This window comes from Nocardioides flavescens (genome assembly GCF_009823805.1).
GTDB classification, from domain to species: domain Bacteria; phylum Actinomycetota; class Actinomycetes; order Propionibacteriales; family Nocardioidaceae; genus Nocardioides; species Nocardioides flavescens.
Genome location: NZ_WUEK01000007.1, coordinates 108561 through 122697, shown reverse-complemented (window position 1 = coordinate 122697; position 14137 = coordinate 108561). Strand labels below are relative to the sequence as shown.

The following is a 14137-nucleotide window of genomic DNA, read 5'->3' as shown; positions in this document are numbered from 1 at the left end:
AGAACACCCGACCCGCTCTCAGGACGGCGACGAGCCCGCCGCACCGGGGTGCGACGGGCTCGTCGGGTGGAGCAGGGTGGATCAGGGCAGGGCAGGCAGCGGCCGCAGCGCGGCGACCCGACCGGCCTCGTCGGCTAGCGGGTTCGGCGGCCGCAGCCCCTGGCACTTCACGTCGGCCCGGTCACCGGACTTCCGCTTCGGGAGCGTGCCCTTCTTCAGCAGAGCCGCGACAGCGTTGTCGATGCATGCGGTCCCGAAGAGCGAGACCGCGTGTGACGTGCCCTTGGCCACCACCAAGGAGGCGGTCGGGAAGAGCGAGCGCACCACGTAGGCACCGGCCACGGGCGTGGCGGCGTCCCGGCTCTCATTGGTGAGCAGGACCGGCCCGGTGAACGCCCCGGTGACGGTCGTCGCGGTCTGGCTGGGGACCGGCCACGACGTGCAGGGCTGGCTGAACCACGTGCTGCTCCACGTGGAGTAGGGCGCCTTCTGGAACAGCGCTCGGGAGTCCGCGATGACGCGCGCGTCGTCACGGGGGTACGGCGCGTCCGTGCAGAACGTCGCCAGGAACGCCGCATGGCCGTTGTCGGCCTGCGGGTTGTTCGGCTCGTAGCCCTGCAGTTCGGACAGCGGTCGGCCGTTGCGCTTCAGCACGGCCTTCGACCACGCGCCGGCGACGTCGATCCACGTGAGGTTGTAGTAGGCCGCCTGGGTGAGCGCGTCGTCGAACTCGGACGGCCCGACCCGCTTCTTGAACAGCGGCTTGCGGGTCAGCGCCTTCAGCGTCTTCTTGTAGGTCCGTGCCACCTGCTTCACGGAGCGGCCGAGACCGAAGACCTTGTCGTACCTCGCCACCCACCGGAAGAACGGCTTGTAGTTCTTGTTGAAGGCGATCGTCTGGGCGAAGCCACCCTCGTAGCCCCAGGTCGTCGGGTCCACCACTCCGTCGAGCACCATCGCCTTCAGCGAACCCGGGTAGAGCGTGGAGTAGACCTGCCCGAGGTAGGTGCCGTAGGAGAAGCCGTACCAGGTGATCTGCGCCTGAGCGATGGCCACGCGCAGCGACTCGAAGTCGTTGACGAGGTCGGTCGTCTTCATGTGCGGCAGCAGCGCCTTGGCCGAGGATGCAGCACAGGCCGCGCTGTACGCGCGCGAACGAGTCAGCCAGTAGTCGAGGATCGACTGGGTCTTGGGGACGTAGGGCTCGCGGTCGTAGCCGTCGAAGGAGGGGATGCAGCTGAGTGCGGGCTTGGAGCCGCCCACGCCGCGCGGGTCGATCCCGTACCAGTCGTAGGTCAGGCCGACCTTGTCCGGGACGTACTGCCCGAGGACGGAGAGGGTGATACCGGACCCGCCGGGGCCGCCGGGGTTGGTGAAGACCGCGCCGCGGTAGGGCTTGCGACTGGCCTCGATCCTCGAGACCGCGATCTGGATCGTGCCCGCGGACGGGTTGGCGTAGTCCAGCGGGACGGTGAGCAACGAGCACTCCGCACCCGCCCGACGCAGCCCCTTGTCGTCGCAGCGGCCCCACGACAGCGGCGGCGGGGTCGGCACCGCCGCGACCGCGACAGCGGCCGGAGCGGCGACGGGCGCCGCGGGGGCGGCCTCGGCGGTGAGGCTCAGCGGCGCGAGCGCCAGCCCGGCTGCGAGCAGCCCGGTGAGGGCGCCCACGAGGGATCTCCTGGTCATGCATGCTCCTGACGGACGAGGTGGTGACGGAGGGAGGAGTCGGAGCCTAGACCTGAGAGCACTCTGAGGACACCCGCCCCGCTCGTAGGCTCGGAGCATGACTGAGTCAGCTGGGTCGGCCTCCAGGGTCCCCGACGTGCGCGGCTGGCTGGGCGAGGCGTTGTTCGCGCGGGTGGCGGGCCCGGACGGCGCCAGCCACCGCGACCGCATCCACCTGCGCGAGGGTCCGCGCTGGTTCGAGCCCGGCAGCCCGATCACCCGCGTCCACGCCGACGCCTCGATGTTCGTCGGCGGCCTGCGCGCTCTGCTGCTGCAGACGATGCACCCGGCCGCGATGCTCGCCGTGCACGAGCACTCCGGTTTCCGCGGCGACATGTGGGGCCGGCTGCACCGCACCAGCCGCTTCCTGGCCGTGACGACGTTCGGCGCGGCCGACGACGCGCAGCGCGCGGTCGACGTCGTGCGCAGCATCCACGAGCGGGTCGTCGGCGTCATGCCCGACGGCACGCCGTACGCCGCCTCCGACCCGCACCTGCTGCGCTGGGTGCACGTCGCGGAGGCGCTGTCGTTCCTCCAGGCGCACCAGGTCTACGGCGCGGCGCCGCTCGACCAGGCCGACCGCGACACCTACGTCGCCCAGCTCGCCGAGGTCGGTGAGCGCCTCGGCGTGGTCGACCCGCCCCGCACGGAGGCGGAGCTGGAGGCGGCGTTCGAGGAGTTCCGGCCCGAGCTGCGGGGCACCCCCGAGGCCCGCGCCGCGATCCGCTACGTGCTCCTCACCCCGCCGCTGCCGCTCGTCGCGCGGCCGGCGTACGCCGTGATCGCAGCGGCCTCGGTCGGGCTGATGCCGGCGTGGACCCGGTGGCCGCTGCGGCTGCCGTGGCTGCCGGTCTCCGAGCGCACCGTCGTGCGGGTGCTCGGCACGCTCGCGACCGGCACGATCCGGTGGGCGATGGGCCCGGGACCGGTGCGCTCGCAGGCTTCCTAGGACCTCAGGAGCGGACCAGGAGCTCGGCGAGCTCACGGTCGAGGTTGGCGCGCGCCGGGGCCTCCCAGCGCTCCCGGGCGTGGGCGGTGTGGAACAGGTGCGGCTTGTCGGCCAGCGCCCGCAGCACGGCCGCCCGGCCCTGCGCGAAGACGGCGTCGTCGAGGTGGGCGTACTCCCGGCGGACCGCCGCGACGTAGTCGTCGTAGCGCTCGCGCGGGGCGGCCAGGATCGCGAGGTCGGCGTCGGAGAGGGCGCAGCCGCCGGCGTCGTCGTCAGCCGGCTCGTGGGTCTCGGTCAACCGCACCAGGCGCGCGGCCTCGGCCACCACCTCGGCGGGCGCGTGGGCGGCGAGGGCCTCCTCGGCCCACACCGCCGAGCGCTCCTCGGCGTCGCGCTCGCCGTCGTAGACCCCGTCGTGGAACCACGCCGCCAGCAGCACCGGGGTCGCGTCGTACGCCGCGCCGTGGGCAGCCAGCTCGTCGAGGCGGTCGAGCACCTCGGAGAGGTGGCGGGTGTCGTGGTAGCCGCGGCTGGGATCGGCGTACGCCGCCAGGACCGCGTCGCGCACGTCCTCGGCGCCGGGCAGGGGCCATCTGTCGGACAGGTCCACCACGCCCATGGAACCCGGTCGGTCAGCGCCGGACAAGGCCGCTCAGCCGCGCTTGGGCCGTCGCAGCCCGGCGGCCCGCAGGCGGAAGACGAGCTCGCGCGAGCTGACGGGCTCGGCGCCGAGGGCCACGACCTGGTCGTACCACTCGGCCGGCACGTCGTAGTGGTCGCGGTCGAAGCCGCGCTCGGGGATGCCGAGCTCGCGCGCGAAGACGTGCAGCTCGTCGTAGGAGGTGTCGCTCGCGAGGTGCGACCACATCCGGCCGCGGGAGGGCACCAGCGGCGGGTCGATCATGAGCGTCACAGCCGCTCCCCGGCGGCGTCGAGGAGCAGGCGCCACGAGCGGACCAGGTCGGCGGCGACGTAGGCCCTGGCCGAGCCGCCCGGCCGGACCTGGGCGTCGACGGCGAAGGCGCGCACGCCCGTGCGCACGAGCCAGGGCACGTGCTCGGCCAGCAGCCCCCCGGCCGGCACCAGCAGCGCCGCGACCGCGGGGTCGGACTCGGCGGTGGCGAGCAGCGCGTCGTAGCCCTCCCCCATGCCTCGCGGGTCGCCGGCGGACCGTACGCCGACCAGGCCGGGCAGGCGCGGCGGCCCGACCAGGCGCCGCCACGAGCGGCGCGGGTCGAGGGTGTCGTCGAGCGCGGTGAACAGCCACGGCACCTCCGCGAGCGACGCGCAGGCGGCCACGTCGACCTCGAGGTCCTCGTCGAGGAAGCCCACCGCCACCCCGGCCGCGCCGACGTCGAGCAGCGGGCGGGCGGTCTCGAGGGAGTCGACCGCAACGAACACCGGGACGTCGCCGGCCTCGCGGCACGTGGCGGAGACGACAGCCGTCTCGGTGGCGGTGGTGAGCAGCCGGTCGGCGCCGCCCTCGAGTGCTCCGGGCACGTCGCGCTCCTGGGTCACCGTGACCTCCAGCAGCAGCCGCACGGGACGACAGTAGGCCGTGTCCCCCGAGTCTGCGTGGGAGCAGGCGTGGGGTCGCGCGGAGCTGGCAAGGCGGAGGAGCCCGCCGTGGCGGAGTCACGGCGGGCGACGACAACGCAGTCCAGGTCCGATGCGACGCCGCGCGGGCGACTACGAGGACTCGGGGGACACGGCCTGAGCGTGGCGTCACCAGGGGGGTCACACAATGGCCGGGTGGACACCGTGCCGTTGTTCGACGCCCGAGCCCGGGTGCTCTCCGACCTCCAGGCCCGCGACCGCGCGACCCCCCAGGCGGTGTCGCTGCTCGAGGACGCCGTGGCCAACCGCGAGTGGTGGGCCGACCAGTGGCCCGAGGGGGCGGTCTTCGTCGCCGGCCTCGTCGCCCAGGACGTGCAGGACGGCCTGTTCGAGGTCGCCGGACGCTGGCCCCTCTGCCTCGGCTGCTCCGGCCCCGAGCACTCGCTCTACATCTCCCCCGACCTCGGCGGCCCCGACCCCGTGTGGGTCTGCGAGGAGTCCGGCGACGTCGTCGCGCCGCTGGGCGGGCTCTGAGGCGGGCTCTGACAGGGCGCGGAATCCCAGCATCTGCTGGGATCCCTGACGTTCTCGGGTGTTGCAACACCCCAGAACGTCAGGAAGTGCCTCGGCTCAGGCGTCGCGGCCGATCTGGACCCAGAGGGTGAACCGGTCGGCGCGGTAGACGCTGCGCGAGACCATCACGACCTTGTCGCCGCTGAGGGCGCGGCGCGAGTGGCGGAGCACGGCGGCGCCGGCGTCGATGTCCAGGTGACCCGCCTCGTCGCCGTGGCACAGGTCGGCGTTGATCGAGTCCTCGGCCCAGGTGGGGCGCAGACCGCGCTGCTCGAGCGCGTCGTAGAGGCTGGTCGGGAGCTGTGCGTGCAGGAAGCCCGGCAGCAGCGACTCGGTGAGGTAGGCGTCCTCGAGGCACATGGGGGCACCGTCGGCCCGGCGCAGGCGGCGCCAGTGGACGATCGGCTCGCCCTCGCTGATCGCCAGCGCGCGGGCCACGCCGGGACCGGCCTGCTCGCGGCGGGCGAGGAGCGTGACGGACTCGGCGAGCATGCCGCGCCGCGCCATCTCCTCGGTGTAGCTCGTGATCGCGCTCGCCGTACGGCGCGGGCGAGCCACGAAGGTCCCCTTGCCCGGGATCCGCTCGAGCAGCCCCTCGACGACCAGGGCGTCCATCGCCTGGCGCACGGTCATCCGCGCGACGCCGAACTGCGAGACCAGCTCCCGCTCGGAGGGGGCCGGCGAGCCCGGGGCCATGCCGGAGACGAGGGTGCGCACGTACTCGCGCACCTGGACGTGCTTCAGTGCACGTCCATCCTTGATGAGGAGCTCGGTCATGCTCCGAGGTTATGCGCGGCGAGGGGCACCCGTCTGGCGAATCGGATACCCCGGGGGGCAGTCAAACGGTCATGGTTGGCTAGTCACCCGGGGCCAGCCGGGCGGCTGTTCGGGTACCTGACCGACATGCACGTCGAGCGCACCTTCACCGTCCCGCAGTCCCCCGAGGTCGTCTTCGACTACCTCTCCGACTTCTCCCACACCGACGAGTGGGACCCCGGCACGGTCGAGACGCGGCGCACCTCGGGCGACGGCGGAGTCGGTACGACGTACGCCAACACCTCGGAGTTCATGGGTCGCAAGGTCGACCTGACCTACACCACCACCGAGCACGACCGCCCTCGCCGGGTGCAGTTCCGCGGCGAGAACAAGAGCGCGACGACCCAGGACACGATGACCTTCTCCCCCGCCGCCGGCGGCGGCACGGAGATCCACTACCGCGCCGACTTCGACTTCGGTGCCATCATCAACGTCGTCGCACCGCTCGTCGTCGGGCCGAAGCTCAAGAAGCTCGCCGACGAGACCGTCGAGCAGATCAAGCGCTCGCTGCCCTGAGGCCGGCGCCCGGCGCGACTCACCCGGAATGGCGGTCGAACGCATGTTCGACCGCGGCGTACGATCGGGGGCATGGACTTCCAGTCGACCCTCTTCGCGCCGTCGGCGTCGGCGGCGCTCTCCTTCGCCGGCGTCGAGCGCCACGAGCTGACTCGCGGGGCGTGGGTCGACGTGGCCCGCGGCTGGCTGCCCGAGCCCGACGACGTCTTCGAGACCCTCGTGCGCGACGTGCCGTGGCGGGCCGACCGGCGCCAGATGTACGACCGGATCGTCGACGTGCCGCGCCTGCTGCACACCTACATGATCGGTGAGGAGCTCCCCCACGCCCGCCTCACCGAGGCCCGCGACGCGCTGAGCGCCCACTACGCCGAGGAGCTCGGCGAGCCGTTCCGCACCGCCGGCTGCTGCTACTACCGCGACGGGCGCGACTCGGTCGCCTGGCACGGCGACACCATCGGTCGTGGCAAGACGACCGACACGATGGTCGCGATCGTCTCCGTGGGTGATCCGCGCCGACTCCACCTGCGCCCGAGGCTCGGCGGGGCCGAGCCCGTCGTCCTCGAGATGGGCCACGGCGACCTGGTCACCATGGGCGGCAGCTGCCAGCGCACCTGGGAACACGCCGTCCCCAAGGTCGCCCACGCCGGGCCCCGCATCTCGGTGCAGTTCCGCCCGTTCAACGTGTTCTGACGCCGACCGGACGCCGGTCCAGGACGGGGCCGCTGCTACGGGTCGCGAGTCGTGTACCTGAGCGAGCCGTGCCCCGTCGCTGGGCACACGACCGTCCCCTCCTCGGCGGGCTGGGCCCACCACACGACTGGCAATCCAGGCGATTGACCCATCTGGCAACTGGGTACGACCCGGGCGCTACGTCGTACGACTTGGCTGGGGGGCCGGCGATGAACGAAGACACTCGGCAGTCCGCGCTGTCGACCCGCAGTCCCGCAGGTGTCGCGCCGTTCCATCCGTGCACGGTCCCGCTCGAGGAGTTGCTCGACGCGGTCCGCGCTTCCGGCACCGTCCTCTTCCCGAGCGAGGCACGGTGAGCCCGTGCGAGGGCCAGGGCGGGCCGGCCATCGCCACGGACGGCCCGCTCGCCAGCGAACAGGCGGCTTTCGCGGCCGCCTCGGGCCTCTCGGGCGTCCTAGGACTCGTCGCAGTGCCGTTGCTCACGGACGCCTCCTCGGAGCGCCTCGTGACGCTCACCCTGCTGATCGCGGTCGCCTGCGGCGTGGCGACGTGGCTGAGCAACCAGTCTCGCCTCGGGTCGCTCTACCGGGGCCTGCCCACGACCGACGACGCGACGGATCACGACTTGCGACGGGTGACACGAACCGGCATCTCCTCCGGGGCGCTCGGCCTCGTCTTCCTGATCGCTCTCTACGGGGTGCTGACCCGCGTCGGCTGGATGGACGAGGGGTGGGCCACCTCGTTCGGCCTGGGACTTCTCCTCGGCGTCGCGCTGGGGAGCGCGCTGTCGGTGCACGAGCTGAAGCGCGCCGGGCGGGCCACCGGGTCCGAGCTCGCGATCCGGCGCGGCGCTCCTCGGTGGGTCTTCGCCAAGGGGCAGAACGAGAGACGACTGGTGTTGCGACCTGTACGTACGACAGACGGGCTCGCGCCCGGTCCGCGAGGCGGTCGATGAGCGGCGGGAGTGCTGGGCATGCCGGGCCCGGAGGAGGCGAAGAGGATCCGACGGGTCGACTCGTGGCGGACAGGTCTATCGAGTCGGAACTGGGTGCGACGTCATGGGCAACCGTGATCCTGGCCGCGGCAGCTGTCGCCATGGATTACGCGGTGGGCCGAGCCGACGTAGGGACCCTCGTGACGGTGCCCCTGGTCGCGCTGTTCTGGGGAGGAATGATGTGGCTGTCGTTCCGACGCCGATGGCAGCGGTACTGCGCTGACTCACCGGTGGCGGACGCGACGAGGCCGGGCGGGAAGAGACGCGGCCGCGCCCGTGGCCTCATCACCTCCGCGACCGTGGCCCTCGGCCTGCTGCTGGTGGTGGGCTTCTTCCGTCTCGTCGGCTGGGGTGACGAGAGCACGCCGGGCCTGATGCTCGGCATCTTCCTCGGCTTGGCCGTGTGGAGCGCCCTGCACCGCCGGGACCTCCGGAGCTGGGAGGCCGAGCACGCTCTGGCGGTCTGGAGCAGAGCGGGCGCTCGCCGGATCGCCTGGACGTCGACCCAGGCGCAGAACCGCCTGGTCCTGGTCCGGCGGTCCTCATGACCACCACCGGTTCGGCGCTCGACGTCCGGCTGAGCACCCGCTCGCAGCTCCTGCTCCTCGGACTCGTCGTGACTATCGGACTGGTGTCCAACCTCGGGCTGCTCTTCGGCGGGCAGATCCGGCCGCTCGGGGCAGCCTTCCTGTCCCTGGCTGCCGCGGCGCTGGCGTTCGCCTTTGTCGAGATCGGGCGGGAACACCGACGTGAGCCGGTCCTCATCATCGGCTCACAGGGCGTGACGGTCCGTGGTCAGCGGACGGTGGCGTGGGACGAAGTCGCCGAGGTCCGCGTGACGGGGGCGAAGCCGCGCTGGGCGCTCGCCGGCGGTCGACGGTCGCCGATGGTGGCCTTCGTCGCCCGCGGCGGACAACGTCTACCTTCCATCAGCCAGGCCCAGCGGCCCCGACTGCCGTGGGCGCGCCCGCTCCTGCGGCGTTACTACGACGCCGACCTCGTCATCCCGATCCGTTTCGTCGAGCCCACCCTCGACGAGGTCCTGACCGCCGTACGCCGCTTCAGCGACGTGCCAGTCACCGACGTGCGCTGAGCCTCACGCCCCGACGGTGACCGCCCGGGGGCGGCGTACGGCGAGGGCGACGAGGACGGCGGCTGCGGAGATCACGCCGCCCCACATCAGTGCGGCGTGGACGCCGTCGGCGACGGCCTCGGCGGCGGGGACCCCGTCGGAGGCCGAGGCGGTCGAGGCGCGAGTCATGACGGTGACGAACAGCGCGGTGCCCGCGGCTCCGGCGACCTGCTGGACGGTGCCGACGATGGCGCTGCCGTGGGAGTAGAGCTGCTGCGGCAGCGACCCAAGCGCGCTGGTGAGCAGCGGCGTGAACATGAAGGCCAGTCCGGCGCTGAGCACGACGTGCAGCGCGACGACGTGGGCCTGCCCCGACCCGGCGTCGAGGGAGGTCATGCCCCACAGCGCCCCGCTGGCGACCAACGCCCCCGGCGCGACCAGCGGGCGCGGACCGACGCGGTCGAAGAGGCGACCGACGACCGGGGCGAGCAGCCCCATCGTGAGCCCGCCGGGCAGCAGCATCAGCCCGGTGGTGAGGGTGGAGAGACCGAGGGCGTTCTGCAGGTAGATCGGCAGCAGGATCAGGGTCCCGAAGAGCGCCATCATGCTCACCGCGACGAGCAGCACCGCGACGGTGAAGGTGCCGGTGCCGAACGCGCGCAGGTCGAGCAGCGCTCGGTCCTTCAGCGACAGCTGACGCCAGACGAACGCCGCCAGCGCGGCGCCGCCGACGACCAGCGGCAGCCAGACCGGCACCGGGGTGTGGCCCGAGGCCGACTCGCCGATGCTGCTGAGGCCGTAGATCAGGCCGCCGAAGGCGAGCGCGGACAGCACCACCGAGACGACGTCGAGGGGCGCGCGGCGCGGCTCGGTCACGTTGCGGATCCAGGCCGTGCCGGCCACCAGGGCGAGCACCGCGATGGGCAGGACCAGCCAGAACATCCAGCGCCAGCTGAGCTGGTCGAGCACGATCCCGGAGATGGTCGGGCCGACCGCCGGCGCCACCGAGATCACGATCGAGATCGTCCCCATCATCCGACCCCGACGCTCGGCCGGGACGATCGTGAGGATCGTGGTCATCAGCAGCGGCATCATCAGCGCCGTGCCGACGGCCTGCACGACGCGGGCGGCGACGAGCACCCCGAACGCCGGCGCGAGCGCGGCCAGGAGCGTGCCGACGGTGAAGCTCGTCATCGCGATGACGAAGACCGTGCGCAGCGGGAGCCGCGTCAGCAGCCACCCGCTGACCGGGATCACCACGGCCATGGTCAGCAGGAACGCCGTCGTGAGCCACTGCGCGGTGGTGGCCGGCACGCCGAACTCCGCCATCAGGTCGGGCAGGGCGACGCCCATGATCGTCTCGTTGAGGATCACCACGAACGCCGCGCTCACGAGCAGCGCGATCAGTCGACCGGCGCCCGGCACGCCGGCGCCGGGAGTCCCGCCCGCCGGCGGGCCGTCGTACGTCGTGGGGGCTGCCACCTCGGTGGTCATTGTTCTCCTCGCGGGTCGGTCTGTCGCTGTGAGCCATCCTGGCAGTGAGTGCCAACACGACACCAACCCGCGACATTCCCTAGACTCGACCGCGTGTCGGAGGAACCGGTGTCGCTGCGCGACCGACGGCGCGCCCAGACCGAGCGCGAGGTGGGCGAGGTCGCCCTCGCGCTGTTCGAGGCGCACGGCATCGACGCCACCACCGTCGACGAGATCGCCCGGCAGGCGGGCATCTCGCCGCGCACGTTCTTCCGCTACTTCCCCACCAAGGAGCGCGCGGCCCTCGTGCCCCACCGCGACCTGGAGGACCGGGTCGCCGCGATGGTCGACGCCCTCAGCCCGGACCGACCGGTCCTCCCCCAGCTCGAGGAGATCTGGGTCGAGGTGCTGACGGCGTTCGATGACGGGCGGAGCGAGGCGGGCGAGCAGGTCCTGCGCGTGCGTCGGCTCATGCGCACCGAGCCCTCCCTGCGCCTGGCCGCGGCCAGCCTCGACGAGGAGCGCACCCTCGTCCTCGTCGCCCACCTGCGCGACCTGCTCGGCGACCTCGACGACCTGCGGGCCCGCGTGCTCGTGGAGACGGCCGCCGCCGCGGTGCGGGTGGCGCTCGACGCGTGGGCCGAGGCCGTGGAGACGGGCGGCGAGGTCGACCTGGTCGCGACGTACGCCCGCTGCCGTGACCTCCAGCACGACCCGCAGCGCGCCGCTCGCACCTGAGCACCGGCCTCAGGAAGCCCCGTCACACTGGACGGATGCTGCACCGACACCCGTTCCTCAGCCTGGTGACGCTGGCCTACCTCGGCTTCGTCGGCTGGATCACGCTGACCCCGGGATCGGTGGCACCGACGTCGAGCGAGCTGGTGCTGCGGGTGCTGGCGCGGCTGCAGCGCTACGAGGAGCTGTCGTGGCTGACCTTCGACCGGGCCGAGCACCTCGCCAACATCGCGCTCTTCGTGCCGGTGGGGCTGTTCCTGCTGCTGCTGTTCGGCACGCGCTTCTGGTGGCTCGCCCTGATGGCGGGCTTCGTCCTCACCTCCGCCATCGAGACCGCCCAGCGCTCCATCCCGGGCCGGGTGCCTGACGAGCGCGATCTCGTCGCCAACACCCTCGGCACGGCGATCGGCGTCGCGGTCGGCATCGTGCTGACGCTGCCGGCCACGCTGCGGCGGGCCCGGCGCAAGCGCGAGCGCCGCCCCGAGGCGGCGTACGCGCGCCGCTGAGTCGAGCCACGCGATACCTCGGGTACCGCCCAGGGGAATGTCCACACCGTTCCCGGAGGTTGCCCCGAAGATGTCAGAGCAGAGCGAAGCCCGCGCGACGATCGGCCTCACCGGCCTCGCGACGATGGGGCGCAACCTCGCCCGCAACATCGCCCGTCACGGCCACACCATCGCGGTGCACAACCGCACGACGCAGAAGACCACCGACCTGGTCGAGCAGTTCGGCGACGAGGGCGACTTCGTGGCGACCGAGTCGATGGAGGAGTTCGTCGGCGCCATCGCGCAGCCGCGCACGATCGTCATCATGGTCAAGGCCGGGGACCCGACCGACGCGGTGATCGACGAGCTCGTCCCGCTGCTCGACGAGGGCGACATCGTGGTCGACGGCGGCAACGCCCACTTCACCGACACCATCCGCCGCGAGAAGGCGCTGTCGGAGAAGGGGCTGCACTTCGTCGGCATGGGCGTCTCCGGCGGCGAGGAGGGCGCGCTCAACGGCCCCTCGATCATGGTCGGCGGCTCCGACCACGCCTACGAGCACCTCGGGCCGATCATGGAGTCGATCGCCGCGCAGGTCGACGGCACGCCGTGCTGCACCCACGTCGGACCCGACGGTGCGGGCCACTTCGTCAAGATGGTCCACAACGGCATCGAGTACGCCGACATGCAGCTCATCGCCGAGTCCTACGACCTGCTCCGCTCGACCCTGGGGCTCTCGCCCAAGGAGATCGGCGAGGTCTTCGAGGAGTGGAACGGCGGCGACCTCGAGTCCTTCCTCATCGAGATGACGGCCGACGTGCTGGCCCACGACGACGCCTCGGGCGAGCCGTTCGTCGACGTGGTGCGCGACGCCGCCGAGCAGAAGGGCACCGGTCGCTGGACCGTCCAGAGCGCCCTCGACCTCGGCGTGCCGGTCACGGGGATCGCCGAGGCGACGTTCGCGCGCTCGCTCTCGGGCCACACCAGCCAGCGCGAGGCCGCCCGGAAGGTGTTCTCGACCTCGCCGGAGGGCGAGCGCGAGCAGCCCGACCGCGACACCTTCGTCGACCAGGTCCGCGCGGCGCTCTACGCCTCGAAGGTGGTCGCCTACGCCCAGGGCTTCGACCAGATCGCCGCCGGGGCCGAGGAGCACGACTGGGACGTCGACCTCGGCATGATGGCCACCATCTGGCGCGGCGGCTGCATCATCCGCGCGCAGTTCCTCGACCGCATCCGCGAGGCGTACGCCGAGGAGCCCGACCTCACCACCCTGCTCACCACGCGCTACTTCGCCGAGGCCGTCAAGGACGGCGTCGACGCGTGGCGCGAGGTCGTCGCGACGTCCGCCCGCACCGGCGTCCCGACCCCGGCGTTCTCGTCCTCGTTGGCCTACTTCGACGGCCTGCGCCGCGAACGCCTCCCCGCCGCGCTGATCCAGGCGCTGCGGGACAACTTCGGTGCCCACACCTACGAGCGGGTCGACCGCGAGGGCACCTTCCACACGCTGTGGGCGGGCGACCGCTCGGAACAGGAGATGTCATGACCAGCAGCACCACGGCCAGCACGTTCAGCATCGGCGGCGACCTCGAGGTCCACCGCCTCGGGTACGGCGCCATGCGCATCACCGGCCAGGGCATCTGGGGCGAGCCGGCCGACCGCGACGAGGCGCTGCGCGTCCTGCGCCGCGCCACCGAGCTCGGCGTCGACTTCATCGACACCGCCGACTCCTACGGGCCCACCGTCTCGGAGGAGCTCATCCACGAGGCGCTGCACCCCTACGCCGACGGCCTGACCATCGCGACCAAGGCCGGCCTGCTGCGCACCGGCCCAGAGCAGTGGGTCCCGCTCGGCAACCCGGCCTACCTGCGCCAGCAGGCGGAGCTGTCGCTGCGCCGGCTCGGCGTCGAGCGGATCGACCTCTTCCAGCTGCACCGCATCGACGAGGCGTTCCCGCTCGAGGACCAGGTCGGGGAGTTCAAGAAGCTGCAGGACGAGGGCAAGGTGCGCCACATCGGGCTCTCCGAGGTCTCGGTCGAGCAGCTGCGCGCCGCCCAGGCCGTCGCGCCGATCGCCTCGGTGCAGAACCGGTTCAGCCTCGGCGACCGCGGCTCGCAAGAGCTGCTCGACGTCTGCACCGAGGAGGGCATCGCCTTCATCCCCTGGCGCCCCGTCGCCGACCACGTCGACGGCGCCGAGGCGCTGAAGGAGATCGCCGAGGCCCACGACGCGACCCGCACCCAGGTCGCGCTCGCCTGGCTGCTCCAGCTCTCCGCGGTGATCGTGCCGATCCCCGGCACCTCCTCGGTCGCCCACCTCGAGGAGAACGTCGCCGCCGCCGAGCTCACGCTCACCGACGACGAGATGGCGCGCCTCGGCGAGCTCTGAGATCCACGGTGGTTGAGGAGGGACGAAGTCCTGTCTCGAAACCACGCTCCTGGTGAGAGTGGTTTCGAGACGGCCGTAGCCGGCCTCCTCAACCACCGGCTCGCCCTCGCGAGACACGCCGTGCACCCGGGTGACCCGGAGCGTTGGCACGCCCGCCTCATCCC

General features: G+C 72.4%; 17 protein-coding genes. 11 read left to right on the top strand and 6 right to left on the bottom strand.

Annotation, left to right across the window (positions count from 1 at the left end; genetic code table 11):
- Positions 1-81: 81 nt before the first annotated feature.
- Positions 82-1689, bottom strand: a complete 1608-nt coding sequence (locus GRQ65_RS12745; protein WP_160878355.1) for an alpha/beta fold hydrolase — start codon at positions 1687-1689, stop codon at positions 82-84.
- A gap of 97 nt (positions 1690-1786) precedes the next feature.
- On the opposite strand from GRQ65_RS12745, the gene GRQ65_RS12740 reads away from it, so the two are divergent.
- Entirely contained in the window at positions 1787-2677 is an 891-nt protein-coding gene (locus GRQ65_RS12740) for an oxygenase MpaB family protein (protein WP_160878354.1), read from the top strand.
- Positions 2678-2681: 4 nt separating this feature from the next.
- Here the strand turns inward: GRQ65_RS12740 and GRQ65_RS12735 are convergent, their stop codons facing one another.
- The 3 genes from GRQ65_RS12735 to GRQ65_RS12725 are packed head-to-tail and all read right to left on the bottom strand — an operon-like array spanning position 2682 to position 4219.
- Positions 2682-3287 carry an HD domain-containing protein gene (locus GRQ65_RS12735; protein ID WP_337191693.1) on the bottom strand — a complete coding sequence of 202 codons (606 nt, stop codon included), beginning with the start codon at positions 3285-3287 and terminating at the stop codon, positions 2682-2684.
- A 42-nt stretch (positions 3288-3329) separates the two neighbouring features.
- Positions 3330-3581: a DUF4031 domain-containing protein gene (locus GRQ65_RS12730; protein WP_202388057.1), complete on the bottom strand. Its 252-nt coding sequence runs from the start codon at positions 3579-3581 to the stop codon at positions 3330-3332.
- Between the two features lie 5 nt (positions 3582-3586).
- Positions 3587-4219 carry a copper homeostasis protein CutC gene (locus GRQ65_RS12725; RefSeq protein ID WP_160878351.1) on the bottom strand — a complete coding sequence of 211 codons (633 nt, stop codon included), beginning with the start codon at positions 4217-4219 and terminating at the stop codon, positions 3587-3589.
- A gap of 210 nt (positions 4220-4429) precedes the next feature.
- Between GRQ65_RS12725 and GRQ65_RS12720 the strand changes: the two genes are divergently transcribed.
- Complete coding sequence (locus tag GRQ65_RS12720) at positions 4430-4768, top strand: DUF8819 family protein (RefSeq protein WP_160878350.1); 339 nt, start codon at positions 4430-4432, stop codon at positions 4766-4768.
- Positions 4769-4864: 96 nt separating this feature from the next.
- Here the strand turns inward: GRQ65_RS12720 and GRQ65_RS12715 are convergent, their stop codons facing one another.
- On the bottom strand, positions 4865-5584 hold the full coding sequence (locus GRQ65_RS12715) for a GntR family transcriptional regulator (RefSeq protein ID WP_202388029.1): 720 nt from the start codon (positions 5582-5584) through the stop codon (positions 4865-4867).
- Between the two features lie 126 nt (positions 5585-5710).
- Here GRQ65_RS12715 and GRQ65_RS12710 point away from each other — a divergent pair, with 126 nt between their 5' ends.
- From GRQ65_RS12710 to GRQ65_RS12690, 5 genes are all read left to right on the top strand, one after another.
- Entirely contained in the window at positions 5711-6139 is a 429-nt protein-coding gene (locus tag GRQ65_RS12710; protein WP_160878349.1) for an SRPBCC family protein, read from the top strand.
- A 72-nt stretch (positions 6140-6211) separates the two neighbouring features.
- On the top strand, positions 6212-6829 hold the full coding sequence (locus tag GRQ65_RS12705; RefSeq protein ID WP_160878348.1) for an alpha-ketoglutarate-dependent dioxygenase AlkB: 618 nt from the start codon (positions 6212-6214) through the stop codon (positions 6827-6829).
- A 352-nt stretch (positions 6830-7181) separates the two neighbouring features.
- On the top strand, positions 7182-7784 hold the full coding sequence (locus tag GRQ65_RS12700) for a hypothetical protein (protein WP_160878347.1): 603 nt from the start codon (positions 7182-7184) through the stop codon (positions 7782-7784).
- A 179-nt stretch (positions 7785-7963) separates the two neighbouring features.
- Positions 7964-8371 carry a hypothetical protein gene (locus GRQ65_RS12695; protein WP_160878346.1) on the top strand — a complete coding sequence of 136 codons (408 nt, stop codon included), beginning with the start codon at positions 7964-7966 and terminating at the stop codon, positions 8369-8371.
- Complete coding sequence (locus tag GRQ65_RS12690) at positions 8368-8916, top strand: hypothetical protein (protein ID WP_160878345.1); 549 nt, start codon at positions 8368-8370, stop codon at positions 8914-8916. Before GRQ65_RS12695 ends, GRQ65_RS12690 begins: the two co-directional genes overlap by 4 nt.
- 3 nt (positions 8917-8919) lie before the next feature.
- On the opposite strand, the gene GRQ65_RS12685 is transcribed toward GRQ65_RS12690, so the two are convergent.
- Complete coding sequence (locus GRQ65_RS12685; protein ID WP_160878344.1) at positions 8920-10389, bottom strand: MDR family MFS transporter; 1470 nt, start codon at positions 10387-10389, stop codon at positions 8920-8922.
- A 93-nt stretch (positions 10390-10482) separates the two neighbouring features.
- Here GRQ65_RS12685 and GRQ65_RS12680 point away from each other — a divergent pair, with 93 nt between their 5' ends.
- The 4 genes from GRQ65_RS12680 (at position 10483) to GRQ65_RS12665 (ending at position 13973) form a co-directional block, all read left to right on the top strand.
- Positions 10483-11106 (top strand): TetR family transcriptional regulator, encoded by a 624-nt coding sequence (locus GRQ65_RS12680; protein WP_160878343.1) that lies wholly within the window; start codon positions 10483-10485, stop codon positions 11104-11106.
- Positions 11107-11141: 35 nt separating this feature from the next.
- Positions 11142-11609 carry a VanZ family protein gene (locus GRQ65_RS12675; RefSeq protein ID WP_160878342.1) on the top strand — a complete coding sequence of 156 codons (468 nt, stop codon included), beginning with the start codon at positions 11142-11144 and terminating at the stop codon, positions 11607-11609.
- Between the two features lie 70 nt (positions 11610-11679).
- Positions 11680-13131, top strand: coding sequence for an NADP-dependent phosphogluconate dehydrogenase (gene gnd, locus GRQ65_RS12670; protein WP_160878341.1), 1452 nt, complete (start codon positions 11680-11682; stop codon positions 13129-13131).
- A complete protein-coding gene (locus GRQ65_RS12665; RefSeq protein ID WP_160878340.1) occupies positions 13128-13973 on the top strand; it encodes an aldo/keto reductase in 846 nt (281 codons plus the stop codon). Before gnd ends, GRQ65_RS12665 begins: the two co-directional genes overlap by 4 nt.
- Positions 13974-14137: the final 164 nt, after the last annotated feature.